Below are 26,532 nucleotides of genomic sequence, written 5' to 3' on the forward strand. Positions count from 1 at the left end.
TGGCAAACCAGAGGTCCCATCACCCTGGCAGGCGACATCCAAGCAAGTTAGCCGCCTAAGCAGGGTCGGCGAGTGCACGCGTGAGTACCGGCCGTGTAGCTTCCACGTAGCACCGGTCTCGGCCGGCATGGTCTCTGCTTGGTCGGCGTTGGAGCGCACATCCCTCCCTAGGGGTGCACTGCGCTACACCAACGGTTGACTCGAGAACAAGGATAGTTTCAATGGATCAGCATTCTGCCCCGGTTCGAACCGACCACGTGTACGCGGCTCTGCCAAGGGCGATGGAACTGGCGACCGAATACCTGGCGGGTCTCCCGCACCGGCCGGTCGATGCGATTACCAGCTACGACGAGGTCATCGATGCCCTGAGCGGGCCGCTGCCCGACCAAGGCACGAATGCGGTGTCGGTAGTCGAGCAGTTAGCCGCCACTCTCGGCCCCGCAACGATTGCGTGCGCCGGCCCCCGCTACTTTGGACTCGTCGTCGGGGGAACGCTACCCGCGGCGCTGGCTGCCGACTGGCTGGTATCGACCTGGGACCAGACCGCGTACAGCCGGATGTCGTCGCCAGCCGGCGCTGCGATCGATGCCGTCACCGAGCGCTGGGTTCTCGAAGCTCTCGGGCTGCCCACACGCGCGGCCGTCGGGTTCGTCACCGGAGCCACGGCGGGAAACGTCGTCGGGTTGCTTTCCGCGCGGCACGTTCTCTTAGCGCGGCGAGGCTGGGACGTCGAGGCCGATGGGCTCGCCGAGGCGCCCCGTGTTCGCGTACTCGTGGGCGACGAGGTCCATCCCTCCGTACTGCAGGCGTTGCAGATGATCGGTTTGGGAGCGCGCCGCGTCGAGCGTGTAGCAGTCGACGCACAAGGAGCCATGAGAGCGGACGCGCTCGCCGACGCGCTCGCCGCTGACTCCGACCCCGCCATCGTGTGCGCGCAGGTCGGCAACGTGAACTCCGGAGCGTGCGACCCAATGTCAGAGATCGTCGCGGCGACCCACGAGCACGGCGGCTGGGTTCACGTCGACGGCGCATTCGGACTGTGGGCTTGCGCATCGCCGCGACTGTCGACACTCGTTCGAGGTGTCGAGCTGGCCGATTCCTGGTCGACCGACGCACACAAGTGGCTCAACGTCCCCTACGACTGCGGCCTAGCCATTGTCGCCGATCCCCAAGCTGCCCGCTCGGCACTAGGCGCCAACACCAGCTATCTGCCCACGAGTGCCGAGCGCGAACCCGGCGTCCTCGTGCCCGAGATGTCCCGGCGTGCACGCGCGATACCCGTCTACGCAGCGTTCGCATCGCTAGGTAGGCAGGGGTTGCGACAACTGATCGAGCGCTGCTGCGAGCATGCCCGCCGCCTGGCCGAGATGATGCAAGCCACGGACGGCTTTTCCGTATGCAACGACGTGGTGCTCAACCAGGTCCTGATCCGTGCCGACGACAGCGACGAGCGCACCTGGCATGTAGCAGAACTCGTGCGATGCAGCGGAGAGGCGTGGGTCGCGGGAACCGAATGGCACGGTCGAGCGGCGGTACGCGTGTCCTTCTCCAACTGGACGACTGCAGACGACGACGTCGACCGCCTCGCTGAAGCGCTGCGCCGATCGCTGGCGGCGGCGCGTAACGCTCAGCAGGAGTAAGACAAGCAAGGTGATCGGCGTCGACTTCGGCGTGGTATTCCTCGAGGACGTGACGTGCTCGACGGCCTTCGATGGCGGCAGTACGTCGTCGAAGGCGTCGTGAATGAGTTGCAGTTCGCGGGTTCCGATGAGGGTGAGCAGTGTGGCGGTGGCCGGTTTGGCGCATCCAGGTGATGATGCTTTCGCGGGTCAGGGGACTGGGCCAGCTCGACGATGAGCCCGTTTGAGGCGCATATCGGGTGCGAATAACCAATCAACCTACAACTTGACATAATGTGGCTTATCGGCACTTTGTCGAGCAGGGAGGTGAGAGGAGCGGAAGCGTTCCACCTACGCATCTGCGGGCGTCTGATCCTCCCGCCCTTTGTTGGTGGCGCTATCACCCTGGTCTCTTTGTTGAGCCGCTCCGGATCTGACAATCGCTGCGGCCATCCGGCCATCCAGCATCGCATCAGGTGTCAGTCGCCGGTTCCGCGGTCGGCCCCGCCCCTTCCTTGCGCACCACCATTACGTCACCGTGACGTAATGGTGGCCCTTGGCCCGGCTTACTCACGCATGAAAGCTGAACCTCCGGGCCGCGCAACGCAAATCGCCACCGGGCGCTGTCGCATCGGTGGAAGTTCAAGGGTGACAACAACCTTCAGGGCATCGTGATCGAAGCCGCCGGCTCATCCGGTCGATCTCGCACGCCGTGTCGGCCCTGCCCCTCCCCAGCGGACCCCGCCGACGGACGGACATAACCGCCACTGTGCACCCGTCGAATACGTCACTGTGATGAAATGCCTTGGGCCGCCGGGCTATTGAGTAGCCATCTACAGTCCGCCTCGGGGCTCATCGTCAGCTGGTTGAGCAGGACTGCGGGGTGCCTCGTCGTTGGACACTTGGTCGGCCAACTCCAAACCCGCGCCGGCATAGACATTGAAGGCGATGTCGACGCCGTGCTCTTTGGCCCACTGGACTTCGTCGTCGTACCGGGCGACCGCGGCGACCCTGCCGTCGAAACCGGACTCGCGCAGACACGCCAGCGCGGTGACGTTGGCCCCGTGGCGCGGCATGGCCAGCACGGCGATGCGCACCGACTCCGAATGCCGTAATTCGTGCCAGAAGTCCAGGTCGGTCGCATCGCCTTCGATGACGTTATGGCCGTCCGCGGCCAGTCGCTGGACTCGAGGCCCGTCGTAGTCGACTCCGATCACCCGCAACCCGTAGTGCTCGGTCATGCGCTGGTAGGCGGCAAACCCGACCCGGCCCATACCGATCACCACGACCTCTGCATCACCGGCGTCGGCGGGTCGATCCTCGGGCACAAGGGTGTTTTCGTCCTGATCAGGTAGCCGCGCGGCGATCTTCTCCACCATGAGGTGTCCGCGACCATTGACCAGTGCCGCGAGTACGAAGCTCATCGCCACCGCAATCGACATCTCCACGAGCCAGGCCTCCGCCAGCAGTCCTGCGGAAACACCGACCGATACGACGATCAACCCGAATTCCGAGTAGTTCATCAGCCCGAGTCCGGCGAGCAGTGCGGTGCGGTACCGCAACCTCATCCGCGATAACAGCAGCACGTACCAGCCGGCCTTGAACGGCAGAAGCAGCACCATCAGCAGTGCGACACCGATGGTCGGCAGATCCGGCAGACCGGTCAGGCCGATCGAGACGAAGAACCCGACCAGTAACAGCTCCTTGATGTGGAACAGCGAACGCGACAGCTCGGAGGACGCCGCGTGCGAGGCCAGCAGCACGCCGATGATCAGGGCGCCGAGGTCGCCCTTCAGCCCCACCGCGGAGAACAGCGCATACCCGGGCACCAACGCCATCACGATCCCGAACAGCGATTGCATTTCGCCGTGGCCCAGCCGGGTCCAGATCCTGCGCGCGACTCGCGTGAGTGGCCACAGCAGCACCAACGTCAGCGCCCAGGGGCTGGGCAGGTGACCGCTGGTGGCGGTCAGGAACACGACAGCGACGATGTCCTGCATGACCAGGATGCCGATGGCGACGCGGCCGTAGAGTGCGTGCGACTCACCGCGCTCCTCGAGGACCTTGACCACGAACACCGTGCTGGAGAAGGACAACGCGAAGGCCAACAGGGCGATCGTCTGCACGCTCTGCCCGGACAGCATCGCGACCCCGGCCACGGCGCCCAGCCACATGGCGACACCCCCGAACACAACGCTGACCAGCATGTGCACCGATGTGGTCAACCACACCTCGCGGCGCAGCAGAATGCGAACGTCGAGCTTGAGGCCGATCGCGAAAAGCAGCAGCGTGACGCCCAAATCCGCCAGCACATCCAGCTGCGGCACGTCCGCCACATTGAGGGCGTTGATAGCGAACCCCGCCCCGAGGAACCCGACCAGGGGCGGCAGACGCAGCGCCATCGCCAGCCCGCCGAGACCGAACGTGATGACGAGATAGATGGCGACTACTGTCACGCGTGGCCCCTTGCTATCGGCGAAGTTGTACAAGTATCCCGGCAAACACCGGATTCTTCTGCTCCAATCGCCACGAGCAGTGTGGAGGCCGGGATCGCTGCCCTGTCTCTCCCCTAATGACACTGCGCCGCAGCTGAATACGTCACAGTGACATAAACCGGACGATCTGTCCAAAGCGCAGACAGTCCTATTGCCGTGCGGCACAGTTGACAGATGGCGAGCAAAGTTCCGGGCCCGAAAGACATCTTGGCGGCCGCGCAGGCGGCGGCGGACAATGCGCAGGCTGCCGCGAGGGAGGCCGCGGAGACGGCGCAGTCCGCCGCAGGCGCCGCGTTGCGCATCCCGCCCGCCTCGATACAGCTCGCCGCTCAGTTGCCCGATCTGATCGAAAACCTCGCGATAGCGACGGAGCGACTCAACCAGGCGATCGACCGTGCCGAGCGCTACCTTGCGCTGGCCGACCCGATGATCCGGACGATGGACGCGGTGCTGCCGCAACTGGAAGCACTCGTCGCGACGGGCAACGAGGTCTATGGCGCCGTGTCGTCACTGCCCGGTGTGGCCACTCTGGGACGACTGGCCAATCGTGGGTCAGCCCCGGCCGCCAAGACGTCGTCGAAGGGCCGCCCGACGCCCAAGAAACCCTGATCCGCTCAGGTGTGGTGCAGCCAATCTCGTGACCGTATGCGCCACGTCGCCTTCGCGTAGTCCAATTCCGAGTGCGGCCACTGTGTGACGATCCGTCCGGTGGGCGATCGGTAGTAGCTGTCGCACTGCGTCCAGATTGTCCGGTCCAGGTCGGCCGAAATCTGATCGTTGTATCGCCTTTCGACGTCTGGCCGCACGTCGAGATAGCCGCCGTGCCCGGCCAACCGGCAGACCGCGCTGGCCACCAAGCGCGCGCCGGCTTCCAGGACGTAGATGATCGAGTTCGCGCCCTGGTTGGTGTTCGGTCCGTACAACATGAAGAAATTGGGAAAACCGCTCACGGCGACGCCGAGATACGCCTGAGGATCCAGACCCCAACGGTCATGCAGGCTTTCGCCGCCGAGCCCGACGATCTCGAGTCCCGCGAGATAACTGCTCGTCTCGAAGCCCGTCGCAAAGACGATGGCGTCGACCTTGACGACGCGGCCGCTCTCGGTGACGACAGCTGACTCAGTGACCCGCCGGATCGGATCTGTCACGAGGTCGACATGCGGGTGTTGCAGTGCCAGATAATACTTCTCGCCGAGCAGGACACGTTTGCACCGAAATGGATACCGCGGGGTCAGAGCGTCACGCATCGCATCGTCTTCGACGTGGCGGCGCAGAAAGTTCTCCGACAACTCCTGAACCACGGCCATTCGTGGATGCTCGGGCGTCAACGCCGTGTTGTCGTGCTGCAGCTTCCACAACCGCCACCGCTCACGCAGAGCGGCCCACGGGAGCCGACGGAAGCGCGCGAGCTCGTCGGGGCCGTAGGGTCGATCCTCCTTCGGCACCATCCACGGTGGCGTGCGCTGGAAGACCGTCAGCTGCCCCGCGATGGCGGCGAGTTCCGGGATGACCTGCACGCCACTGGCCCCGGTGCCGACGACCGCGACCCGTTTTCCGGTCAGGTCGACACCCGCGTCCCATTGCGAGGTGTGCATCAGCTCGCCGGTGAACTCCGCGATGCCCTCCATATCGGGATAGCGTGCGGCGCCGAACAATCCCACCGCGCTGACGACGGCGTCCGCGACGAGGCTCCGGCCGTCTGCGATCTCGATATCCCAGTGCTTGTGCTGCTCACTCCAGACCAGCTTGCGCACGCCGGCCCCCAGCATCAGGTGCCGGCGCAGGTCGAAGCGATCGGCCACCGACTCCAGGTACGAGAGGATCTCGGGCTGGTAGGCGTAGGTGCGGGTCCAGTGGCGGTTCGGCGCGAACGAGAACGAGTACAGGTGGCTCTGGATGTCGCACGCCGCGCCCGGGTAGGTGTTCTGCCGCCAGGTGCCACCGACGCCGTCGGACCGTTCGATGATCACGATGTCGTCGATACCCTTGCGTCGTAACGCAACCGCCGCGGCGATCCCGCCGAAGCCGGCTCCGATGATCGCCACCCGGGGAGAGCTGCCGCGGCGGGTCAACGCTCGAAGACGACCGATGAGGTAACGCCTCCTCATCGATGGATGCCTGTGCGGATCTCGAACCCTTCCGGTGCGCCGTTCGCGCGCGACGCTTCGAGGATGTCGGCGTATTCGGTTGGCGTGCCGTAGAAGAAGCTGCCTTGCCGCGTCTTCGCGTTCGCCTGTCCTTCCCGGTTGTAGTAGCCAGGTGTGCAGGATTTCGCGCGGTCGGCGCTCGCCCCCGAACGTGCGACCACGGTGTCGACCCACGCCGATTCGGCGTCGACTGTCGCCTCCAATTCCGCTGCGCCATTGCTCAACGCCCACGCGATGACCTCTGCGGTGTGGCGCGCTTGCACATCGAGCAGATACGGGAAGTTCACCGTGAACCCGGATTGAGCGATCGACAGGATGAAGCAGTTCGGGAATCCGTTGACCGCGAGGCCGTGCAGTGTCTGCACACCGTCTTGCCATTTGTCGGTGATCGTGACCCCGTCCCGGCCGACGATCTCGAAGCCGGTCCGCCGCGAGTAGTCCGTGCCTACCTCGAAACCCGTTGCGAAGATCAGACAGTCGACGCTGTGTTCCTTGCCGTCGACGACCACACCGTGGCTGGTGATGCGCTCGACGCCCTTACCTTTTGTGTCGACGAGCGTCACGTTGTCCCGGTTGAACGACTGAAGGTAGTCGTCGTGGAAGCAGGGCCGTTTGCAGAAGTAGCCGTACCAGGGTTTGAGCGCCTCTGCTGTCGCGGGATCCGTCACGATCGAATCGACGCGGGCCCGGATCTCTTCCATCTTGGCGAAGTCGGCCAATTCAACTGCGCGCAAGCGGTCTTCGTCGGATATTCCCTCGACACGGGTCTGCCGCATGACGAACAGCTTCTTGACGATGCTCGTCCATGCGTCGTCGACGAGATCCTCGTCGGCTTCACCGCCCGCGGTGAGCAACTGGAAGTTCTCGATGCGACGGCGCTGCCATCCGTCTTGCAAGGACCCCGACCAGTCCGGATCGGTTGGGCGATTACCACGCACGTCGACGGTCGACGGGGTGCGCTGGAAGACGAGCAATTCCTTGACGGCCCTGGCGAGGTGCGGCACACACTGGATGGCGGTCGCGCCGGTCCCGATGATCCCGACCTTCTTGTCCGCCAGATTGGCCAGGTCGGGTTCGGTGTAGTCGTAGTCCCATCGGCTGGTGTGGAACGTGTGCCCGGCGAAATCAGAAATTCCTTCGATGCCAGGCAATTTCGGCTTCTGAAGATATCCGTTGGCCATCGCGACGAAGCGGGCGCGCATGCTGTCGCCGTGATTGGTCGTGATGATCCAACGCTGCCGTTCGGCGTCCCAGCGGATCTGCTGCACCTCGGTCTGCAGGCAGATGTCGCGGTACAGGTCATAGTGTTCGGCGATGCTCTGGCAATGCGCGAAGATCTCAGGGCCCTTCGCATACTTTTCGGTCGGAACGTAGCCCAGCTCCTCGAGCAGCGGCATGTACACGTACGACTCGACGTCGCAGGCGATACCGGGGTACCGGTTCCAGTACCACGTACCTCCGACGTCGGCGGCCTTGTCGATCAACCGGATGCTGCGTACACCGAGTTCGCGCAGGCGAGCCCCGGTGAGCAGCCCGCCGAACCCGGCGCCGATGATCGCGACATCGACCTCATCGGCCAGCGGGTCGCGGGTGAAGTCCCGATCGCTCCAGGGATCAGTCGCGAAGTCGGCGAACACGCCTGAGATCTCGACGTACTGCTCGATGCCGTCGGGGCGCAGTCGGCGGTCCCGCTCCTGGGCATATTTCTGCCGCAGCGCATCTACGTCGAACTCCACGCCCGGCATCTTGCCGCGAATCTCGGTCAGGCGTCGACGTAATCCGCGAGATGTTTGCCGGTCAGCGTGGACCGCTCGGCGACGAGGTCAGCCGGCGTTCCCTCGAAGACCACCCTGCCACCGTCGTGACCGGCCCCGGGACCGAGATCGATGATCCAATCGGCGTGTGCCATGACCGCCTGGTGATGCTCGATCACGAGCACGGACCTACCGGCATCGACCAGGCGGTCCAGCAGCCCCAGCAGCTGTTCGACGTCGGCGAGATGCAGGCCCGAGGTCGGTTCGTCGAGGACGTAGATGTCGCCCTTGTCCCCCATCTGCGAGGCGAGCTTGAGCCGCTGCCGCTCACCACCGGACAGCGTGGTCAGGGGCTGGCCGAGTGAGAGGTAGCCCAGACCGACGTCGGTGAGGCGGTCCAGGATCTTGTGCGCGGCCGGGTTGGCGGCATCGCCGTCACCGAAGAACGCGAGCGCGTCGGCCACCGCCATCGCCAGCACCTCGGCGATATTGCGACCGCCGAACGTGTACTCCAGCACCGACGCTTGAAACCGCTTGCCCTCGCACTCCTCGCACGGCGACTCGACGGTGGCCATGACACCCAACTCCGTGAAGATCACCCCGGCGCCGTTACAGGTCGGGCATGCGCCCTCGGAGTTGGCGCTGAACAGCGCCGGTTTGACGTCGTTGACTTTCGCGAACGCCTTGCGGATCGGGTCCAGCAAGCCGGTGTAGGTCGCGGGATTGCTCCGTCGCGACCCGCGGATCGGCGCCTGGTCGATCACCACAACGCCGTCACGGCCCGCGATCGAGCCACCGATCAGAGAGCTCTTGCCGGAGCCGGCGACGCCGGTGACCACACACAGCACGCCGAGCGGGATGTCGACATCCACCTTCTGCAGATTGTGGGTCGACGCGCCGCGAACCTCCATTGCGCGGGACGACGCGCGCACCGATTTCTTGAGCGATGCGCGGTCGTCGAGATGGCGTCCGGTCACGGTCTTGCTCTTGCGCAATCCGTCGATCGTGCCCTCGTAGACGACCTGGCCGCCGTCGCCACCCGCGCCGGGACCCAGGTCGACGAGGTGATCGGCAATTGCGATCACCTCGGGTTTGTGCTCCACCACCAGGACGGTGTTGCCCTTGTCGCGCAACTGCAGCAAGAGCTCGTTCATGCGCGCGATGTCGTGTGGATGCAGCCCCACCGTCGGTTCGTCGAAGACGTAGGTGACGTCGGTCAACGCCGACCCGAGATGGCGAATCATCTTGACGCGCTGGGCTTCACCGCCGGACAAGGTCCCTGCCGGCCGACCGAGCGACAGATACCCCAGCCCGATCTCGACGAAGGAGTCGACGGTGTGCTGCAGCGACTTCACCAGCGGGGCCACCGACTTGTCGGTGATGCCGCCGATCCATTCGGCCAGATCGCTGATCTGCATCTCGTAGACGTCGGCGATGCTGCGGCCCTTGATCTTCGACGACCGCGCGGTGTCGGATAATCGGGTGCCGCCGCAGTCCGGACACGGCGTGAACGTCACTGCCCGTTCCACGAAGGAGCGAATATGCGGCTGCATCGCCTCGACATCCTTGGCCAGGAAGGATTTCTTGATCTGCGGAATCAACCCGAGGTATGTGAGGTTGACGCCGTCGATCTTGAGCTTGGTCGCGTCCTTGTGCAGCAGGGCGTCCAGTTCCTTCTTGGTGAACTTGTTGATCGGCTTGTTGGGGTCAAAGAAGCCGCAGCCGTTGAAGATTCGACCGTACCAGCCCTCCATGGAGAAACCAGGGATGGTGAGTGCGCCCTCGTTGAGCGACTTGGTGTCGTCGTACAGCGCGGTCAGGTCGATGTCGTTGATCGAACCGCGTCCCTCGCAGCGTGGGCACATACCGCCGATGATGCTGAATTCGCGGCGCTCCTTGACGGTCCGGCCACCCTTGTCCATGGTGACGGCGCCGGCGCCGCTGATCGAGGCGACGTTGAACGAAAAGGCTTGGGGCGAACCGATGTGCGGCTTACCCAGACGGCTGAACAGAATGCGCAACATCGCGCCCGTATCGGTGGCGGTGCCGACGGTGGAGCGCGGATCGGCGCCCATCCGCTGCTGATCGACGATGATCGCCGTCGTCAGACCCTCGAGCACGTCGACCTCGGGCCGTGCCAGCGTCGGCATGAAGCCTTGGACGAAGGCGCTGTAGGTCTCGTTGATCAGCCGCTGCGACTCCGCGGCGATGGTGTCGAAGACCAGGGAGCTCTTCCCCGAACCCGAAACACCGGTGAACACGGTGAGCCTGCGCTTGGGAAGTTCGACGTGAACATTCTTCAGGTTGTTCTCACGTGCGCCGTGCACGCGGATCAGGTCGTGGCTGTCGGCGGCGTGACCCACTCAGCTCAGCTCCTGGATACGGACCATGTTGCCTGCGGGATCACGCAACGCGCAGTCACGCACACCGTAGGGCTGCTCTGTCGGCTCCTGAACGATCTCGGCGTCGCCGGCCTGGACACGCTCGAAGGTCGCGTCGAGGTCTTTGGTTGCCAGGTTGATTTGGGCGTAGGTGCCCTTCGCCATCATTTCGGCGATGAGGCGGCGTTCATCCTCGGTAAGGCCCGGCGTGGCGGTCGGCGGATAGAGGACGACGTTGGTGGCGGGCTGGTTGGGAGGGCCGACCGTGATCCAGCGCATCTTTCCCTGTCCGACGTCGAGACGGACTTCGAAGCCGAGGGTGTCGCGGTAGAACGCCAAGGAGGCATCCGGGTCGTCGTGCGGGAGCATGCTGGAGTTGATGGTGATGTCCATGGCGCTCACGTTATGTGCAGCGATATCGCAGGCGCTTCTCGATTCCTGATCGGTCTGGTGACTTGCTTCTCTACGCAGTGAGGTAGGCCTGCGGACGCACCGGCCGTCTGTACGCGGTAGGTACTGGGCGGTACACCGACCAATTCGGTGAACCGGGTGCTGAAGGTGCCAAGCGACGAGCAGCCGACGGCGAAGCAGACCTCGGTCACGGACATGTCGCCGCGTCGTAGCAGGGCCATCGCCCGCTCGATGCGCCTGGTCATCAGGTAGGAGTATGGCGATTCGCCGTATGCGCTCTTGAACTGGCGCGACAGGTGCCCGGCCGACATGTTCACCCCACGGGCGAGCGCCTCGACGTCCAGGGGCTGGGCGTATTCGCGGTCCATGCGGTCGCGGACTGTGCGCAGCAGTCTGAGGTCGCGCAGGCGCTGTTCGTCGACCGGCCCGCTACTCATGCACGCTATGTTACGTGGCACCCGACGCCTCCACGCGGACCGTTCGGCGTGCTCGATTGAATGTCGTTGTTGTGAAGGGGTTTTCATCCTGCCCATCCCGATTTCGGCTATCCGCAGCTGAGAACGGTAAAGTCGCAGCATGGCCGAGCGCATCGCCCTGTGGGGAAGGGATATCGACGACGATTCGTCGCCCGACCCCGACAACGGGTTCGCAGGCTACGGTCATCACGACCCGGTCACCGAGCCGATCCCGGTGGTCGAGCACGAATATTCCGACTATGACGACTACGTCGAGGCCGAACCCGAGTACGCCGATGACCTCACGGACCTCACGGACTACGCCGACACCCAAGAGGCCGCCAGCGCCTTCTCCTATGCCAAGCCGTTCCTCGACCGCCGCCCCGGCTCCCCTGCAGACTCGCTGACCTTCAAGGCCGCCCCCATGCCGTGGTATCGCACCAAACGCGGCCTGATCGTGCTGCTGGCCGTTATCGCCGTGCTGGTGGTGTTGGCACTCATCCCCCTGCTCCTGCGCAGCCCCGGACCGGAAGCGCCGACGAACACTCCGTCGACGGAGCCGGCGCCCAGCAGCGTGCAACCGACGTCCACCAGCGGTGCACCCGAATTGACCAGTCAGCCCGCCCCACCACCACCACCGCCTCCCCCGCCGCCACCGGCACCGGACGCGCCGGTGTACGGGCCCCAATACCCGTCCTCGGGTGCCGGCTCGGGGTCGCAAGCGCCGAAACCGGAAATCGGCGTCACCCGCACACCGATCAGCGTGGCGCCCAAACCCGTAACACCGCCCACCTCAGCGGAAGTCGGTAAGCGCGGCAGCACAAGCCGCTGGTAAGGCACTCGCAGCTGCTACTCGTAGTTGAGGCCCGTCCTGGGAAATGGCCTGCTGGCGAAATCGATCTGTGCTGCCGGGTTGGCCACGGCTGTCGTCATTGCCGAGCCGAGTGCACCCTCGTGGTCGAACAGGGTTGCCGTTCCGACCGCGATTCCGTCACGAGCCCAATGCGAGTCTCCCTGAATGCAGATCCAATCATCAACCGGCAGTCGGGATAACGCGACTGTCAGGTCGCCGTTGATGTATCCGATCCCCTCCGTGCCCAGGTTGGTGACGAGGCTGGTGGCCTCGGCGACCATCGACGCTCGAACAAACGGCGAGACGTTCTCCCCGGCAACCACATTGATGCCGTCGTTGTAGAAGCGCTTGCGCGAGTCGTTCTGGTGCTCCCCCGGGCTGCGGGTCCAACCTGCAGCGTCGCTGCCGACGAACGGCACCACCTGATCATCGGGAGGCGGAGGTGACGGGTGCGGTATCGGCGCCGTCCACAACACCCCCGGTGGCGCGGACGAGCGCCGGTACTGCACCAGCGTCGCGCGTGCGACCGCCCTCCCGTCCTGAAGCACATCGCATTCCGCACTGCGCACCCGGCGGCCGTCGCGCACGACCCGGACGTCAACCTTCGTCGGCGCCGAGCGGGCCGCCCGGAACAGGTCGACGGTGAGGCGCGTGGGCATGAAGTCCGGCGATCCGCACTGGGCTTCGAGCACCTGCGCTGTCAACCCGACGACGGCGGGTCCGTTGAGATGGTCGTCGCCCCAATGGCTGAGCGCAAAGCGGGTCGGGATGAACCCGCCGTCCTCGGTTCGCGTGAAATGTGCGGATTCCGTTGCCATTCGCGCATCTTCGCACAGGCGGGCGAAGGCCCTCAGCCGGAAGCGGCGTCTTCTTCGTCGCGTGCGTCGTCTTCGGCGGGGTCGGTATCGCTGCGTCGTCGCTCGCGCAACACATAGGCCGCCACGGCCAGCACCAGTACGGCCACGCCAAGAACGGCGACCTCGACGATCGCGCGCGAGAACTGCGGCCCGTCCTTGAGCAGCGTGGCGGCTTCCACCGACAGCACCACAATCTCCTTGATACAGGCCAGGATTCCGACGATGAGGAATGGCTCCGCGACGATCTCGCGCGACCGAAGGCATGAGCGGACCGCGTACAACAGCTCGACGAAGATGAAGATCAGCAGCAGGCCATCGAGCACCTCCAGCATCACGATCTTGGCCGGTGCGCTCCGCAAGCCCAGCATCGTGTTGAACTGGGCGACGAGCAGTGCAATCGACCCGATGACGAGGACGACGGCGATCGCCCAGTAGACGATGTCTTCGAGAAACCCGAGCGCGCGATCGGCGAACTGCTGACGTTCTTCCTCGTCGCCATCGCCCTTCGTCGCTGTGGCCATGCGCACCTCCGAAAGGCCCCGGTTTTACCTGACCGTCAGTTACTACCCCGAGGTGGACTTGACCAATCTCTCATGGCCGGACGGCGATCACGGTCCAAACGCTGCGACGTCCATGCCCGTGTTGGGCGACCGCCACGTCGGTGAACCCCGATGTGCGGCACTGGGCGGCAAATGATTCCGCTTGCTGTTGTGTCCACCCGTGGCTCGCCAGACCTTTCGCATCGGGCTTCACTCGGCGCTCGACGGCGAGCAGCCGGCCGTTCGGCGCCAGCAGCCGTCGTGCCTCACCGAGTCCCATGCCGACGTTTTGCCAGTGATGGACGGTCGCCAACGACCACAGGACCGTCGCTGAACCGTCCGGCAGCGGCACGCTTTCTGCGGTGCCCTCGGCCCACTCGATAGTCGCGTCCCGGGTGAAGGTACGGGCCAACCGCAACATCACCGGAGCGGGATCGATGCCGGTCACCCTTGCCCCGCGTCGAGCCGCTTCCCGGACTGCACCACCGGGCCCGCACCCGATGTCGATGACGCGGTCCCCGGCCGACACCCCGGTGACCTCGACGGCCAGTCGCGCGTTGGCCCGTCCCATCCACAGCAGCAGCAGCCCGACAACCGCCCCGCTCACACCAGAAAAGCCGTGGTGATCGGCGTGATGGTTGACCGGAAGTGATTCTGGACTGGTCATCCCACGAGCTTGCAGGTTCAAGTCGGCTTGAAGTCAAATGAGAAGCGATGGACCTCGTACCGATCGGTGAGGCGGCGGCCCGGCTGGGGCTGTCGACGTCCGCTCTGCGCTACTACGACGAGCGCGGGCTCGCGTGTCCTGCGCACCGACGGGCCGGCAAGCGGATGTACGGGCCCGACGACCTCCGCCGTCTGGCGTTCATAAAAATCTTCCAGGAGCTCGGAGTCTCGCTCGATACCGCGGCTGCTGTGCTCGATGCGCCCGGGCCGCAGTGGCGTGAAATCGTCCGAGAACAGATCTGCGCGTTGGACGAAGTCGTCAGGCAGGCGCGGGGCGCGCAACAGTTCCTCACGCATGCGCTGCAGTGCCCGACCGAGCATCCCGCACACGAATGTCCCACCATGACCGGTGCGCTGGACCGGCTCGTCGACGGTCTGACCGTGGCTCAGCTGGCCGACGAACACGCCGACGACCCGGCCTGACGTCCGCGCCTGCGTTCCCACGGCCACGTCATGGCCGCCCACACGCCAGCCACCAGGACCGCTCCGACCAGGACGTACCACGGCCACGGCCCCATCACATCGAGCAATGACGCGGTGGCGGGTTTCGCGTTGAGAAAGCCGTAGTTGCTGCCCGCGATGCTGTTGAACGTCATCGTGACCGCCACCCACGTCAACGTCACCACCACCACGAACCGATAGCTGCGCCACCCGGGCCGCATACCCCGGCCCCAGGTGAGATAGATCGCCGCCCAGACGACCAGCAGATGAATCGCCCAGAACCCCAGGAATTGGTAGTGCGGGAAGTCGGGACCGGTCAGCACCGGCGAGATCAATGCCTGCACGCTGAGTACCAGGCCCCAGTAGTAGGTCAGTGTGTAAGCCCATTGCCGCTGTGACCACATGGCGTAGGCGGTCACCATCGTCGCCAGATCGGTGAGATGCAGGGGCACCGACCACCGCAGGTCGGGTGGGGACAACGCGTTGACGAACGCGGCGACATAGATAGCCGCGGTGAGCGCACCGACGATCCGTCCGAAGACCCGCGCCTGGCGCTCGGTCTGCCTGCGGCCGAGCCACACGACGGCGACCGCCCCCGCGACGAAGACCGCCAGCGCAGCCCAATGTGACGGGCCGTACACCGAGAACTCGCCGAGTGCGTTGATCTCACAATTCTGACGCAGCTTCACCTGCCCCGCTTTCGGGTAGATAGTGACTGGAAACCACGAGGGGGCCGTTTCAGGTGAGTGAGATGAAATATCTCGAGCTGCACGGGGACCGGGTGGCCTACCAGGACGTAGGCACCGGCCCCCAAACCTTGGTCCTGATTCACGGAATGGCCGGCAGTTCCGGGACGTGGCGGGCGGTGATCCCCCAGCTGTCGCGCAAGTACCGGGTCGTCGCGCCCGACCTGCTCGGTCATGGGCAATCCGCGAAGCCGCGCGGCGACTACTCGCTGGGCGCGTTCGCGGTGTGGTTGCGGGACCTGCTCGATGAGTTGGACGTGTCGCGGGCGACGATCATCGGCCAGTCGTTGGGCGGCGGCGTCGCCATGCAGTTCGTCTACCAGCATCCCGACTTCTGCGAGCGGCTGATACTCATCAGCAGCGGCGGCCTGGGACCCGATGTCGGCTGGACGCTTCGCATGCTCTCCGCCCCCGGAGCCGAGTTGATCCTGCCGGTCATCGCGCCGCGCCCGGTGCTCACCGCAGGCAACAAACTGCGCTCGTGGTTGTCCACCGCCGGGATTCAATCACCTCGTGGCGCCGAGATGTGGAGCGCCTATTCCTCGCTGGCAGATGGCGAGACGCGACAGGCCTTCCTGCGGACTCTGCGCTCGGTCGTCGACCACCGCGGTCAAGCGGTGAGCGCGCTGAACCGGCTACACGTGACCGCTGAGATGCCGATGATGGTGATCTGGGGCGACCAGGACCGCATCATTCCCGTCGAGCATGGCTACGCGCTGCACGAAGCACGCGCGGGAAGCCGGCTGGAGGTACTCGCCGGCGTCGGTCACTTCCCTCACGTCGAACGGCCGGGCGAAGTGGTGGATCTGATCGATGACTTCATCGACACCACCGCTCAGCCGACAGACGCGCCGCGCCTGCGCACCAAGCGGTAGCCGCCGTAAAGGACAGCGGCGACCAACAGATTCACGAAATACGCGATATCCGCACCATGCCATGCATGCGCGATCGGCCCCTGGAACAGCGACGTGTGCATGAACGGGATCGCCGCGGCGTATGCGAGGACAAACACGATCAACGCGGCGACGGCGTTTGGACGGTCGGTCGGTTCCTCTGCGGGGTTGATGCTGGCCCTGCCGCGGATACGCAGCGCCCAGTCGATCACGACGACGGCGACGAACGCGGGAATCCAGTAGCTGACGATCAACAGCACATCCTGGAAGCGCGTCGCGGTCTCAGCGGCGTGCAGCCATAGCACCAGGGCGAACGCCAGGGCGGCGACGATCAGCGCCGAAACCGGCCGGCGCACCCTGACCCCGATGGTCTGCAGCGCCAGCGACCCGCTGTAGTCGTTCATCACCCCGGAGCCGATCGAGGCCAGCGCGATAATCAACAGCGCCAGCACGCCGAGCAATCCGCCGCCCATCACCGAGTGCACGCCTTCGGCGGTGTGCTCGCTGAGCAGGTCGCCGGCCGCGATCCCAATACCTTGAACGAAGATGTACGCCAACACCATCCCGGCGAACGTGAACCCGAATACGCGCACACGCGAGGAACTCACCGGCAGGTAGCGGCTGAAGTCGGCGGCATAGCTCCCCCACGACACTGCGAGGCTGAACGCGATCGTCACCTCGAGTACGAATGCGCCGACGAGGTCCGCCCCGGAAAGGGCTGCAGGTGTGACGATCTGATGCCCACCAACAAGTTTCACTGCAAACACGACGAAAGTGACGAACAGCACCACGGTCAGCACCGCCTGCAGTCGGTGGATCAGTTCATAGCCGATGAATCCGACGGCGCCCTGCACTCCCAGCACAATCAGCACCGCCATCCAGAACGGGATGCCGAGCAGCACGGCCAAGGCCTCGCCCCCGAACAAAGCGACGAGTGCGTCCCAAGCGATCGACGACAACCATTGCAGGACAGCGGGAACCACCACCGTTCCGCCGAAGGCCATCCGCGAGTTCGGCAGCTGGCCGGCACCTGTGCGAGGCCCCCAGGTCGACAAGTAGCCGACGATGAGCGAGCCCAGCACCGTCCCGATCACCATCGCCGCAAGGCCGAGCCAGAACCCCAAGCCGAGGACGATCGCGAGCGTGCCAGTGAACACCCCGGCCATGTTCACCTGCGGTGCGAACCACACCGTGAAGAGCCGGGCAGGTGTTCCGTACCGCTGATCTTGCGCGATCGGCGCAATGCCGTGTGTCTCAACCGACAGGTCACCGGCGTGCGCGGGACGCCGACCGCTGAACGTCGACTCCGTCAAGGGGCTCCAAGCGTCCTGCTGCGGCATGGCGTCATTCGATCACGCCGGGCGACTGTTCGCGCGAATCGGCGTGGGCAGATAATCGGTAGAACGAAGATGTACTAACGATCGGAGCGGTGGGTGGTGGAGACCGAATCGACACGGTCGACCAGCGCCCGCGACGAGCCGCACCGACTGCTGGTCGCCGGGCTCAGCATCGTGGTCCTGACCGTCGCCGTCCTACAGACCGCCGTTGTGCCGGTGCTCGGAATCATCGCCGACCAGCTTCACGCGTCCGATGTCGGCGTCAGCTGGGCGGTCACCGCCAACCTGCTGGCCGCGATCGCCGCGACGCCGTTGATCGGCCGACTCGCCGACCTGCACAGCAAGAAGCTCGTCATGCTGATCGTCCTCGCTGTCGTGTTCCTCGGCTCACTGCTCGCGGCCACGACGACCTCGCTGCCGCTGCTCATCGTCGGTCGCGTCCTCCAGGCCGCTTCCTTCGCCCTTTACCCGGTCAGCATCGCGATCCTGCGTGAGGAATTGCCCCCCGACCGCCTGATGTCGGCGATGGCGGTGCTGTCGGGCACGCTGGGCTTCGGTGGCGGCACCGGTCTCGTGGTGGTGGGACTATTGATGAACGACAACGCCGACTATCACCGAGTGTTCTGGCTGACCACCGCGTTCACCGCCATCGTCGTCGTGATCGCGGTGATCGTGGTCCCCTGGCGGCCACGCAGCGTCACCGGGACGATCGACTGGCTCGGCGCGGTGGGACTCGCGACCGGACTGTCGGCGATCCTGCTGTCGGTCACCCAGGGCCAGTCGTGGGGCTGGACTTCGCCGGCGACGCTCGGCTGTGCCGCGGGCGGTGTGATCGTGCTCGTCGGCTGGTGGAAGTGGGAACGACGTGCCGAACAACCGCTGGTCTCGACCGACATGTTGATGCGGCGCCCGATTCTGCTGACGAACCTCGCCACCATTTTCGTCGGGATGGGCCTGTACTTCGCCTTCCTCGGTCTGACACAGTTCGTCCAAATACCCAGGGAGGCAGCGGGGTACGGATTCGGTGCCACGGTCCTGGAGGCCAGCGTGGTCTTCCTGCTGCCCGGGGCGGTCACGGGCTTCCTCATCGCCTTGTTCAGTGGCAGGTTCATCGACCGCTTCGGCGCTCGCCCCGTACTCCTCGTCGCAGCCGTCGCGGGCATCGCCGGGTTCCTGTTCATCGCATTCGCGCATTCGCAGGCGTGGCAGGTCATCGTCGCGGGCGTCTTGGCCAACGCGTACATCAGTCTCGGCTACGGCGCCCTGCCCGCATTGGTTGTCAGCGAGGTCGACGCCAGCGAGACCGGCGTCGCCACGAGCATGAACGCGATCGCCCGCACGATCGGGAGTTCGACGGCCGCGGCCCTGGTCGCCGTGCTGCTCAGCCGGCTGGTGGCCGGTACGGGTGTGCCGATGGAGAGCAGTTTCTTCGTCATCTTCATCGGCGGCGCCGTGACGGCCGCTCTGGCCATGGTGCTCATCGCGCTGTCGCGTCCGGGAACATCGCCGCCGGAATCGCTCGAGGCGCGCTACGAAACCCGCGCCATGAACCACGAGTGGGGCTGAGAACTACCGCAGTGCCGCCAGGTTCGTCACCGATCGGCGAACGTCGGACTCGAGGACCTTCGCGACCAGATTGCCCACCCTGGTGTTGAGCAGACCGCCGGTGAGGTCGGCGATCACTTGGAACACGGAGCCGGGGACGACATCGTCGGAGGGGCCGGGTACCTCCTTCACGCACAGGCGCAGGGCGATGCACACGGCGGGCTTTCCTCTGCCGACCAGCTCGATGGCCTTCGGCTCGTCGTACCGGGTGACACGCCAGTGGATGACATTGCGGAACCCTTTGACCTTGATCGTCGACGACACCGTTGTGCCGACCTCGACTTGCGTCGGCACCTCGCTCTTCCAGCCGCCGAAAATGGTCAGCCACTCGTCGAACCTGCTCAGATCCGACGCGAGCTCCCACGCCTTCTCCGGGCTGAGATCGGACGACACCGAGACATCCACCGTTGCCATGCCCTCACCACTACCCGGGCAAGCCACCGGGGTAAACGAGTCATCAGATTTCCCCGACCCCGCGGCCACCGACTGCGAAACTGATCATGGGCGCATCCTCGCGACCTCCACAGCCGGCGGCTCAGACCGCCCGGCCGCGCGCCCGCACGCGCGCTTCAGCGGATTCATTCGGTTCCGGGCCCAGTTGACGAAGGATTCCATTGTCGGAATGTAAATTCGTTGCGGAATCGCTTGCGAAGGTCAGCATGATCGGCGATTGTTTATCCACAGCTTTGGGGGTTTTGAGGAGGATCCGCTCTGACCGGCTCACACACCACCGCCGTAGATCAATCGACGGGACAACACGGGGCCGACCGCACCAAGGGCGGTCCGGTCATCGAGATCGACCATGTCACCAAGCGCTTCTCGGACTACGTAGCGGTCGCCGAGGCGGACTTCTCCATCGCCTCGGGTGAGTTCTTCTCGCTGCTCGGCCCCTCGGGCTGCGGAAAGACGACGACGCTGCGGATGATCGCGGGATTCGAGAGCCCCACCGAGGGAGCCATTCGGCTCGAGGGGGTCGACGTCTCGCGGGTGCCACCGCACAAACGCAACGTCAACACGGTTTTTCAGCACTACGCGCTCTTCCCGCACATGTCCGTGTGGGACAACGTGGCGTACGGACCGCGCAGCCGCAAGATTGAAAAGGCCCAAGGAAAAGGCGCAGTGCGCAAGCGTGTCGACGAATTGCTCGAGGTCGTCCGCTTGACCGATTTCGCCGAGCGCAGGCCCGCCCAGCTGTCGGGCGGCCAGCAGCAGCGTGTCGCGCTGGCCCGTGCGCTGGTCAACTACCCGAGCGCACTGCTTCTCGACGAACCGCTGGGCGCGCTCGACCTCAAGCTGCGGCACGCCATGCAGTTCGAGCTCAAGCGCATCCAGCGCGAGGTCGGGATCACGTTCATCTACGTCACCCACGACCAGGAAGAGGCGCTGACGATGAGTGACCGCATCGCGGTCATGAACGCGGGCAACGTCGACCAGATCGGCACGCCGACCGAGATCTACGACCGCCCCTCCACGGTGTTCGTCGCCAGCTTCATCGGACAGGCGAACTTGTGGGCGGGCCGCCAGACCGGCCGCACCAACCGCGACTTCGTCGAAGTCGAAGTGCTCGGGACGACGCTGAAGGCCCGCCCCGGTGACACGGCGATCGAACCAGGCGGCCACGCGACGCTGATGGTGCGGCCGGAACGAGTCCGGGTATCGGTCGACACGCCGACCGGAGATGTCGCGACCGTGGCCGCGACGGTCAAGGATCTGACATTCCAGGGTCCGGTGGTGCGGCTGATGATGGTGGCGCCCGACGATTCGACGATCATCGCTCACGTCGGTCCCGAACAAGACCTGCCGATGCTGCGGCCCGGCGACGAGGTCCACGTGGCATGGGCACCGGACGCCTCGCTGGTGCTGCCTGCGGCGGACATCCCCACGGCCGAAGATCTCGAAGAGATGCTCGACGACTCCTGATCGCCCGTTTTCGTTCGCCCGTCCCCTCTTTCCCATCGACGAAAGGCACAGTCGCCATGCCATCCACGAACATCGACCTCGAACTGGCCGCTCGGCTCGCCGCCAACAGGACCTCCCGTCGGCGGTTCATCGGCGGCGGTGCCGCGGCCGCCGCCGCGCTGGCTCTCGGTCCGTCCTTCCTCGCCGCCTGTAGCTCGGACGGCGGCGGATCGGGCGAGACTTCAGCACAGAACGGTGGCCCGGCCAGCGGCACGTTGCGGGTTTCGAACTGGCCGCTGTACATGGCCGACGGTTTCGTCGCCGCCTTCCAGACCGCGTCCGGCATCACGGTGGACTACAAGGAAGACTTCAACGACAACGAGCAGTGGTTCGCCAAGAACAAGGAACCGTTGTCGCGCAAGCAGGACATCGGTGCTGACCTCGCGGTGCCGACCACGTTCATGGCGGTGCGCCTGCACCAGCTCGGTTGGCTGAATGACATCAGCGATGCCGGGTGGTCCAACAAGAAGAACCTGCGTCCGGATCTGCTCGAGGCGAGCGTCGACCCGGAGCGAAAGTTCAGCGCGCCCTACATGTCCGGCCTCGTCGGTCTCGCCTACAACCGTGCGGCGACCGGTCGGGACATCTCAAAGATCGACGATCTGTGGGACCCGGCGTTCAAGGGCCGTGTCAGCTTGTTCTCGGACGCCCAGGACGGCCTCGGCATGCTGATGCTCTCGCAAGGCAATTCCCCCGAGGACCCCAGCACCGAGGCGGTGCAGAAGGCCGTTGACCTCGTCCGTGAGCAGAAGGACAAGGGACAGATCCGCCGCTTCACGGGCAACGATTACGCCGATGACCTCGCGGCGGGCAACATCGCTGTCGCACAGGCCTATTCGGGTGACGTGGTCCAGCTGCAGGCCGACAACCCCGATCTGCAATTCGTGGTTCCGGAGTCGGGTGCGACGACGTTCGTCGACACCATGGTGATCCCCTACACCACGAAGAACCAAAGCGCTGCCGAGGCGTGGATCAACTACATCTACGACCGCGCGAACTACGCCAAGCTGGTGTCCTTCGTGCAGTACGTCCCCGTCTTGTCGGATATGACCGAGGAACTCGAGAAGGTCGATCCCGCCGCGGCGAGCAACCCGCTGATCAACCCGTCGAAGGAGACCCTGGAGAAGTCGAAGGGCTGGGCCGCGCTGACGGACGAGCAGACCCTCGAGTACAACACGTTGTACGCAGCAGTCACCGGCGGCTGACCGGATGGCGGGTGTAGCCACCAGCGGTCGGCAGCGGAGCAAGATCGCTCCGTATTTGATGGTCCTGCCGGCGCTCGTGTACCTCGGAATTTTCTTCGTGGTGCCGTTTTTCACGCTGGCGCAGACGTCGTTGTCGTCGTCGGGCGGTTCGGTGTACATGCCCACGCTCGAATTCGCGTGGGACTTCAACAACTACTTCGAAGCGTTCAGCCTGTACCGCGACCAGATTCTGCGGTCGTTCGGTTATGCCTTGGCGGCTACCCTGCTGTGTCTGGTGCTGGCCTTTCCGCTGGCCTACGTCATCGCGTTCAAGGCGGGGCGGTTCAAGAACCTGATCCTCGGTCTGGTGATCCTGCCGTTCTTCGTGACGTTCCTGATCCGCACCATCGCATGGAAGACGATCCTGGCTGACGAGGGCTGGCTGGTCCAGACGCTCGGCACCATCGGACTGCTGCCGGAGGAGGGCCGGCTGCTGTCCACCAGCTGGGCGGTGATCGGCGGACTCACCTACAACTGGATCATCTTCATGATCCTGCCGCTCTACGTCAGCCTCGAGAAGATCGATCCGCGGCTGATCGAGGCATCCAAGGATCTTTACTCGTCGAACGTCCGTAGTTTCACGAAAGTCATTCTGCCGCTGTCGATGCCGGGCGTGCTGGCGGGAAGCATGTTGGTCTTCATCCCGTCGGTCGGCGACTTCATCAACGCCGACTACCTGGGGAGTACGCAGACCACGATGATCGGCAACGTCATCCAGAAGCAGTTCCTGGTCGTCAAGGACTACCCTGCCGCGGCGGCGCTGAGCCTGGTGTTGATGCTCATCATTCTGGGTGGAGTGCTGATGTACACGCGGGCGATGGGCACGGAGGATCTCGTATGACGCTCGCCGCGATGGAGTCGGCCACCAGCCCGAGACCGGCGAAGACGGTCAAGGGCAATCCGCGGTGGGGCGACGTCCTGCTCCGGGTGGTCGCCGGATTGGTGCTGCTCTACCTTTTCCTGCCGATCTTCGTGATCATCCTGTTCTCGTTCAACAAACCCGCAGGCAAGTTCAACTACACCTGGCAGGGATTCACGCTGGACAACTGGGCGGACCCGTTCAAGTATCCGCCGCTGACCGAAGCGCTGATCCTGAGTCTCGAGGTCGCGGCCATCTCGACCGCGGTCGCGTTGGTGCTTGGAACCCTGGTGGCGATCGCACTGGTTCGGCAACGGTGGCGCGGGCAAAGGGCCGTCGACACCTTCCTGATCCTTCCGCTGACCGCTCCGGAAGTCGTGATGGGTGCCGCGCTGCTGACGCTGTTCCTTGACTTCGGCTGGGCCGCGGGATACGCGACGATCCTGATTGCACACATCGCCTTCGAGGTCAGCTTCATCGCGATGACCGTGCGAGCGCGGGTCCGTGGCTTTGATTGGACCCTGGAGGACGCGTCGATGGACCTCGGCGCCAGCCCCTTGCGCACGTTCTTCAAAGTGACGTTGCCGCTCATCATTCCGGGCATCGTTGCGGCGGCGATGTTGTCGTTCGCGCTGTCGCTGGACGACTTCATCATCACGTATTTCGTCAGCGGATCCACGGTGACGTATCCGTTGTATGTGAATGCGGCGGTCAAGGCTGCGGTGCCGCCTCAGATCAACGTGCTCGCCACCGCGATCCTGGTGATCAGCCTCATTCTGCTGGCAGCAGGAACACTGCTGCGGCGCAAGAGGTTCGAGGGCTGACTAGAGCTTGACGGCCACCGACACGCGGCCCTTGGCATCGCGGCTGGCGACGGCGTGACCGGTGCGGTCATTTCCGTCGAACTTCACCAGGGTGATGGGGCCACCGTCGCCGAGGAAGTTGCGCCACCACGTCTTGTTGTCCGGTGACATCACGTTGATGACGACCCCGTCGTCAGTGCGTCGATAGCCGATCGGGGTTTCGATGGTCTTGCCGGAGCGTCGTCCGACATAGCGGATGTTGATCATTCCGCGCCGCACCACCGGGCCGATTAGCGGCGCATCGATGAGCGCGACGAACATCTTGTTCATGACGCCGACGATCGGTGAACCGTAAAATCCGCTTGCCATACGACGAGCGTAGCTAGGAGTTCACCTCGGCGGGTACGGGCGACGTTGTGCGCGCCCCAGTGCGGGCGGCGCCGATCCCGGCCGCCACCACGACGGTGATCCCGGCTACCCCTGCGATACCGGGTATCTGGTGCAGCACGATGAGGCCGACGATCATCGCGAACGCGGGCTCGAGTGCCATCAGGGTGCCGAACGCGGCCGTCGTCAATCGGCGCAGGGCCAACAGTTCCAACGCGAACGGCACGACCGGCAGCAGGATCGCGAGGGCGATGCCGATCAGGAGGATTTCGGGCGTCATCCGCTCGAACACCGCGGGTCCGACCGTCGCGGTGGCCACCAGGCCGGCGACGGGCATCGACACGGCCAGTCCGTTGATGCCCGCGACCTGATCGCCGACGCGCTGGGTCAGCAGGATGTAGGTGGCCCAGCACACCGCCGCGCTGAGTGCGAACAGGACGCCGACGGGGTCGATGACGCCTGCCCATGGCTGGGTCAGCAACACCACACCGACGGCGGCGAGGCCCGGCCACACGTAGCGGTGCCTGCCTTTGCCATGAATCACCGCGACGCACAGCGGGCCGAGGAACTCGATGGCGCTGGCCGTGCCCAGCGGAATCCTGTCCAGGGCCGCCATGAACAGCAGCGTGATGGCCGCCGTGACCACACCGAGCACGACGCACATCAGAAAGCTCGACCTTGTGAACGCCGAACGCTTTGGCCGCACAATGAGCAACAGCAGAATTCCGGCCCATGCCAGCCGCAGCCACGCCGCGCCTTCGACTCCGATGTCGTCGATCAGCGTCACCGCGATCGCGAGACCCAACTGGACGCAGAGCATCGAACCCAGCGCCATGAAGGCCCCGGTGCGCGCCTGGTTCGTGGTCACCCATGCATTGAACGGGACACACACCGTTCACGTCCACGTGATTTTTCCGGACATACCGTTCACGATTCATGAACAATTGTGCGATGGACACCCGGCGGCTCCAACTCCTTCTGTCGCTCTCGCGTCTGGGCTCGATGCGGGCGGTAGCCGACGCGTACCACCTCACGACATCGACGGTGTCGCAGCAGATCGCCGCGCTCGCCAGGGAAACGGGGGCACAGCTGATCGAGCCCGACGGCCGTCGGGTGCGGCTGACCCCAGCGGGGCTGCGACTGGCCGACCACGCGGTCACGATCCTCGCGGCGATCGACAGCGCCCGACTCGACCTCGATCCCGACGCCGAACCGTCGGGCACGGTGCGCGTGGGAGGATTTGCCACCGGCATCCGGGTGTCGCTGCTGCCGATCGTCGCCGACCTCGCCGCACAGTATCCGGACGTGAGTTTGGTGATCAGCGAGTACGAACCCATCGAAGCCTTCGCGTTGCTGACCGACGACGATCTCGATCTGGCGCTCACATACGACTACAACTTGGCTCCCGCTTCGCCGAACCAGGTGCTGCAGACCGAGGCGCTCTGGTCGATCACGTGGGGGCTGGCCGTCCCATCGACGTATCCCGACGGACCCGCGGATATTGCGGCGTACGCCGACCAGACGTGGATTGTCAACTCCCGCAACACAGCTGACGAGACAGCCGTTCGCACCCTGGCGTCGCTCGCCGGTTTCGCGCCGCGCATCGCGCACGAGATCGACAGCCTGGACCTTGTCGAAGACCTGATCGAGGCGGGATTCGGGGTCGGTCTGTTGCCGATGGGCCGTCCGACCAGCCGAGGTGTGAAGGTGCTACCGCTGGCGACACCCGAAGCGGTGCTGACCGCGTACGCGGTGACACGCCGTGGCCGAGCCGATTGGCCACCGTTGCGAGCCGTACTGGACCGGATGCGGCCACCGCCGGGACAAGTGCTGCCTCGGCCGCGATGGCCTCGCCCCGAAGCGGGTGCCTAGCGGTCAGGCCGCGCGACGTCGCCGCGCTCGATTCCGCGTGTCGGTCGACCACAGGTAGCCGCAGTCAGAGCATTGCAGGTGGACCTCCGTGCCCTTGTTGCTCAGCAGGTACTGCCAATGGATAGCGCAGTTCTTGCGGTCATGGCAAT

Annotated in this window: 25 protein-coding genes; 11 read left to right on the forward strand and 14 right to left on the reverse strand. The window is 65.0% G+C overall.

Annotated features, from left to right (window positions below):
- Nucleotides 1–221: 221 nt before the first annotated feature.
- A complete protein-coding gene (locus G6N36_RS04720; RefSeq protein ID WP_235689972.1) occupies nt 222–1,640 on the forward strand; it encodes a pyridoxal phosphate-dependent decarboxylase family protein in 1,419 nt (472 codons plus the stop codon).
- An 812-nt stretch (nt 1,641–2,452) separates the two neighbouring features.
- Here G6N36_RS04720 and G6N36_RS04725 read toward each other — a convergent pair.
- Complete coding sequence (locus tag G6N36_RS04725; RefSeq protein ID WP_163685368.1) at nt 2,453–4,075, reverse strand: cation:proton antiporter domain-containing protein; 1,623 nt, start codon at nt 4,073–4,075, stop codon at nt 2,453–2,455.
- 213 nt (nt 4,076–4,288) lie between these two features.
- Between G6N36_RS04725 and G6N36_RS04730 the strand changes: the two genes are divergently transcribed.
- On the forward strand, nt 4,289–4,723 hold the full coding sequence (locus G6N36_RS04730) for a hypothetical protein (protein WP_179964715.1): 435 nt from the start codon (nt 4,289–4,291) through the stop codon (nt 4,721–4,723).
- Nucleotides 4,724–4,728: 5 nt separating this feature from the next.
- Here the strand turns inward: G6N36_RS04730 and G6N36_RS04735 are convergent, their stop codons facing one another.
- From G6N36_RS04735 to G6N36_RS04755, 5 genes are read right to left on the reverse strand one after another with little or no spacing between them, the layout of a single operon-like run.
- The gene (locus G6N36_RS04735) at nt 4,729–6,222 is read right to left on the reverse strand and encodes a flavin-containing monooxygenase (RefSeq protein ID WP_163685370.1); all 1,494 of its coding nucleotides are present in this window, start codon (nt 6,220–6,222) and stop codon (nt 4,729–4,731) included.
- Nucleotides 6,219–8,006, reverse strand: a complete 1,788-nt coding sequence (locus G6N36_RS04740) for a flavin-containing monooxygenase (protein WP_163685373.1) — start codon at nt 8,004–8,006, stop codon at nt 6,219–6,221. The genes G6N36_RS04735 and G6N36_RS04740 overlap by 4 nt, the downstream gene beginning before the upstream one ends.
- 17 nt (nt 8,007–8,023) lie before the next feature.
- Entirely contained in the window at nt 8,024–10,378 is a 2,355-nt protein-coding gene (locus tag G6N36_RS04745) for an ATP-binding cassette domain-containing protein (RefSeq protein WP_163685375.1), read from the reverse strand.
- Nucleotides 10,379–10,789, reverse strand: a complete 411-nt coding sequence (locus G6N36_RS04750) for a VOC family protein (RefSeq protein ID WP_179964716.1) — start codon at nt 10,787–10,789, stop codon at nt 10,379–10,381.
- Nucleotides 10,790–10,794: 5 nt separating this feature from the next.
- Nucleotides 10,795–11,244, reverse strand: a complete 450-nt coding sequence (locus tag G6N36_RS04755; RefSeq protein WP_163685380.1) for a helix-turn-helix transcriptional regulator — start codon at nt 11,242–11,244, stop codon at nt 10,795–10,797.
- Nucleotides 11,245–11,383: 139 nt separating this feature from the next.
- Here G6N36_RS04755 and G6N36_RS04760 point away from each other — a divergent pair, with 139 nt between their 5' ends.
- Entirely contained in the window at nt 11,384–12,097 is a 714-nt protein-coding gene (locus G6N36_RS04760; protein WP_163685382.1) for a hypothetical protein, read from the forward strand.
- 14 nt (nt 12,098–12,111) lie between these two features.
- On the opposite strand, the gene G6N36_RS04765 is transcribed toward G6N36_RS04760, so the two are convergent.
- The 3 genes from G6N36_RS04765 to G6N36_RS04775 form a co-directional block, all read right to left on the reverse strand.
- Nucleotides 12,112–12,933: an acyl-CoA thioesterase domain-containing protein gene (locus G6N36_RS04765; RefSeq protein ID WP_163685384.1), complete on the reverse strand. Its 822-nt coding sequence runs from the start codon at nt 12,931–12,933 to the stop codon at nt 12,112–12,114.
- Nucleotides 12,934–12,965: 32 nt separating this feature from the next.
- Nucleotides 12,966–13,493 carry a phosphate-starvation-inducible PsiE family protein gene (locus G6N36_RS04770; RefSeq protein ID WP_163685386.1) on the reverse strand — a complete coding sequence of 176 codons (528 nt, stop codon included), beginning with the start codon at nt 13,491–13,493 and terminating at the stop codon, nt 12,966–12,968.
- 70 nt (nt 13,494–13,563) lie between these two features.
- A complete protein-coding gene (locus G6N36_RS04775; RefSeq protein ID WP_163685388.1) occupies nt 13,564–14,178 on the reverse strand; it encodes a class I SAM-dependent methyltransferase in 615 nt (204 codons plus the stop codon).
- 47 nt (nt 14,179–14,225) lie between these two features.
- Between G6N36_RS04775 and G6N36_RS04780 the strand changes: the two genes are divergently transcribed.
- The gene (locus G6N36_RS04780; RefSeq protein WP_163685390.1) at nt 14,226–14,660 is read left to right on the forward strand and encodes a MerR family transcriptional regulator; all 435 of its coding nucleotides are present in this window, start codon (nt 14,226–14,228) and stop codon (nt 14,658–14,660) included.
- On the opposite strand, the gene G6N36_RS04785 is transcribed toward G6N36_RS04780, so the two are convergent.
- The gene (locus tag G6N36_RS04785) at nt 14,624–15,361 is read right to left on the reverse strand and encodes a YwaF family protein (RefSeq protein ID WP_276068019.1); all 738 of its coding nucleotides are present in this window, start codon (nt 15,359–15,361) and stop codon (nt 14,624–14,626) included. The two genes, G6N36_RS04780 and G6N36_RS04785, sit on opposite strands and share 37 nt — an antisense overlap.
- Nucleotides 15,362–15,429: 68 nt before the next feature.
- Here G6N36_RS04785 and G6N36_RS04790 point away from each other — a divergent pair, with 68 nt between their 5' ends.
- Nucleotides 15,430–16,299: an alpha/beta fold hydrolase gene (locus G6N36_RS04790; RefSeq protein WP_179964717.1), complete on the forward strand. Its 870-nt coding sequence runs from the start codon at nt 15,430–15,432 to the stop codon at nt 16,297–16,299.
- On the opposite strand, the gene G6N36_RS04795 is transcribed toward G6N36_RS04790, so the two are convergent.
- Nucleotides 16,260–17,657: a purine-cytosine permease family protein gene (locus G6N36_RS04795; protein WP_163685394.1), complete on the reverse strand. Its 1,398-nt coding sequence runs from the start codon at nt 17,655–17,657 to the stop codon at nt 16,260–16,262. The two genes, G6N36_RS04790 and G6N36_RS04795, sit on opposite strands and share 40 nt — an antisense overlap.
- Before the next feature lie 93 nt (nt 17,658–17,750).
- Between G6N36_RS04795 and G6N36_RS04800 the strand changes: the two genes are divergently transcribed.
- Nucleotides 17,751–19,220 carry an MFS transporter gene (locus G6N36_RS04800; RefSeq protein WP_163685397.1) on the forward strand — a complete coding sequence of 490 codons (1,470 nt, stop codon included), beginning with the start codon at nt 17,751–17,753 and terminating at the stop codon, nt 19,218–19,220.
- Between the two features lie 3 nt (nt 19,221–19,223).
- Here G6N36_RS04800 and G6N36_RS04805 read toward each other — a convergent pair whose 3' ends face one another.
- Nucleotides 19,224–19,673, reverse strand: a complete 450-nt coding sequence (locus G6N36_RS04805) for a type II toxin-antitoxin system Rv0910 family toxin (protein WP_163685399.1) — start codon at nt 19,671–19,673, stop codon at nt 19,224–19,226.
- 375 nt (nt 19,674–20,048) lie between these two features.
- On the opposite strand from G6N36_RS04805, the gene G6N36_RS04810 reads away from it, so the two are divergent.
- Genes G6N36_RS04810 through G6N36_RS04825 form a run of 4 tightly spaced genes read left to right on the forward strand, consistent with a single transcriptional unit; the run spans nt 20,049 to nt 24,145 of the window.
- The gene (locus G6N36_RS04810) at nt 20,049–21,179 is read left to right on the forward strand and encodes an ABC transporter ATP-binding protein (RefSeq protein ID WP_163690424.1); all 1,131 of its coding nucleotides are present in this window, start codon (nt 20,049–20,051) and stop codon (nt 21,177–21,179) included.
- Between the two features lie 56 nt (nt 21,180–21,235).
- A complete protein-coding gene (locus tag G6N36_RS04815; protein ID WP_163685401.1) occupies nt 21,236–22,423 on the forward strand; it encodes a polyamine ABC transporter substrate-binding protein in 1,188 nt (395 codons plus the stop codon).
- Nucleotides 22,424–22,427: 4 nt separating this feature from the next.
- Nucleotides 22,428–23,303 carry an ABC transporter permease gene (locus G6N36_RS04820; RefSeq protein ID WP_083123222.1) on the forward strand — a complete coding sequence of 292 codons (876 nt, stop codon included), beginning with the start codon at nt 22,428–22,430 and terminating at the stop codon, nt 23,301–23,303.
- A complete protein-coding gene (locus G6N36_RS04825; RefSeq protein WP_163685402.1) occupies nt 23,300–24,145 on the forward strand; it encodes an ABC transporter permease in 846 nt (281 codons plus the stop codon). Before G6N36_RS04820 ends, G6N36_RS04825 begins: the two co-directional genes overlap by 4 nt.
- On the opposite strand, the gene G6N36_RS04830 is transcribed toward G6N36_RS04825, so the two are convergent.
- Nucleotides 24,146–24,493 carry a hypothetical protein gene (locus tag G6N36_RS04830; RefSeq protein WP_163685404.1) on the reverse strand — a complete coding sequence of 116 codons (348 nt, stop codon included), beginning with the start codon at nt 24,491–24,493 and terminating at the stop codon, nt 24,146–24,148.
- 13 nt (nt 24,494–24,506) lie between these two features.
- A complete protein-coding gene (locus G6N36_RS04835) occupies nt 24,507–25,379 on the reverse strand; it encodes an EamA family transporter (protein ID WP_163685407.1) in 873 nt (290 codons plus the stop codon).
- An 83-nt stretch (nt 25,380–25,462) separates the two neighbouring features.
- Between G6N36_RS04835 and G6N36_RS04840 the strand changes: the two genes are divergently transcribed.
- A complete protein-coding gene (locus tag G6N36_RS04840) occupies nt 25,463–26,383 on the forward strand; it encodes a LysR family transcriptional regulator (protein WP_163685409.1) in 921 nt (306 codons plus the stop codon).
- The last annotated feature ends 149 nt before the right edge of the window (nt 26,384–26,532 follow it).

It is taken from the genome of Mycolicibacterium gadium (genome assembly GCF_010728925.1).
Lineage (GTDB): Bacteria > Actinomycetota > Actinomycetes > Mycobacteriales > Mycobacteriaceae > Mycobacterium > Mycobacterium gadium.

What these genes read in the sequence shown, in the direction of transcription:
- G6N36_RS04720 (WP_235689972.1), top strand. Translation starts at nt 222, where the DNA reads ATGGATCAGCATTCTGCCCCGGTTCGAACCGACCACGTGTACGCGGCT.
- G6N36_RS04730 (WP_179964715.1), top strand. Translation starts at nt 4,289, where the DNA reads ATGGCGAGCAAAGTTCCGGGCCCGAAAGACATCTTGGCGGCCGCGCAG.
- G6N36_RS04735 (WP_163685370.1), bottom strand. Translation starts at nt 6,222, where the DNA reads ATGAGGAGGCGTTACCTCATCGGTCGTCTTCGAGCGTTGACCCGCCGC.
- G6N36_RS04740 (WP_163685373.1), bottom strand. Translation starts at nt 8,006, where the DNA reads ATGCCGGGCGTGGAGTTCGACGTAGATGCGCTGCGGCAGAAATATGCC.
- G6N36_RS04750 (WP_179964716.1), bottom strand. Translation starts at nt 10,789, where the DNA reads ATGGACATCACCATCAACTCCAGCATGCTCCCGCACGACGACCCGGAT.
- G6N36_RS04755 (WP_163685380.1), bottom strand. Translation starts at nt 11,244, where the DNA reads ATGAGTAGCGGGCCGGTCGACGAACAGCGCCTGCGCGACCTCAGACTG.
- G6N36_RS04760 (WP_163685382.1), top strand. Translation starts at nt 11,384, where the DNA reads ATGGCCGAGCGCATCGCCCTGTGGGGAAGGGATATCGACGACGATTCG.
- G6N36_RS04765 (WP_163685384.1), bottom strand. Translation starts at nt 12,933, where the DNA reads ATGGCAACGGAATCCGCACATTTCACGCGAACCGAGGACGGCGGGTTC.
- G6N36_RS04770 (WP_163685386.1), bottom strand. Translation starts at nt 13,493, where the DNA reads ATGGCCACAGCGACGAAGGGCGATGGCGACGAGGAAGAACGTCAGCAG.
- G6N36_RS04775 (WP_163685388.1), bottom strand. Translation starts at nt 14,178, where the DNA reads ATGACCAGTCCAGAATCACTTCCGGTCAACCATCACGCCGATCACCAC.
- G6N36_RS04780 (WP_163685390.1), top strand. Translation starts at nt 14,226, where the DNA reads ATGGACCTCGTACCGATCGGTGAGGCGGCGGCCCGGCTGGGGCTGTCG.
- G6N36_RS04790 (WP_179964717.1), top strand. Translation starts at nt 15,430, where the DNA reads ATGAAATATCTCGAGCTGCACGGGGACCGGGTGGCCTACCAGGACGTA.
- G6N36_RS04795 (WP_163685394.1), bottom strand. Translation starts at nt 17,657, where the DNA reads ATGCCGCAGCAGGACGCTTGGAGCCCCTTGACGGAGTCGACGTTCAGC.
- G6N36_RS04805 (WP_163685399.1), bottom strand. Translation starts at nt 19,673, where the DNA reads ATGGCAACGGTGGATGTCTCGGTGTCGTCCGATCTCAGCCCGGAGAAG.
- G6N36_RS04815 (WP_163685401.1), top strand. Translation starts at nt 21,236, where the DNA reads ATGCCATCCACGAACATCGACCTCGAACTGGCCGCTCGGCTCGCCGCC.
- G6N36_RS04820 (WP_083123222.1), top strand. Translation starts at nt 22,428, where the DNA reads ATGGCGGGTGTAGCCACCAGCGGTCGGCAGCGGAGCAAGATCGCTCCG.
- G6N36_RS04825 (WP_163685402.1), top strand. Translation starts at nt 23,300, where the DNA reads ATGACGCTCGCCGCGATGGAGTCGGCCACCAGCCCGAGACCGGCGAAG.
- G6N36_RS04830 (WP_163685404.1), bottom strand. Translation starts at nt 24,493, where the DNA reads ATGGCAAGCGGATTTTACGGTTCACCGATCGTCGGCGTCATGAACAAG.
- G6N36_RS04840 (WP_163685409.1), top strand. Translation starts at nt 25,463, where the DNA reads ATGGACACCCGGCGGCTCCAACTCCTTCTGTCGCTCTCGCGTCTGGGC.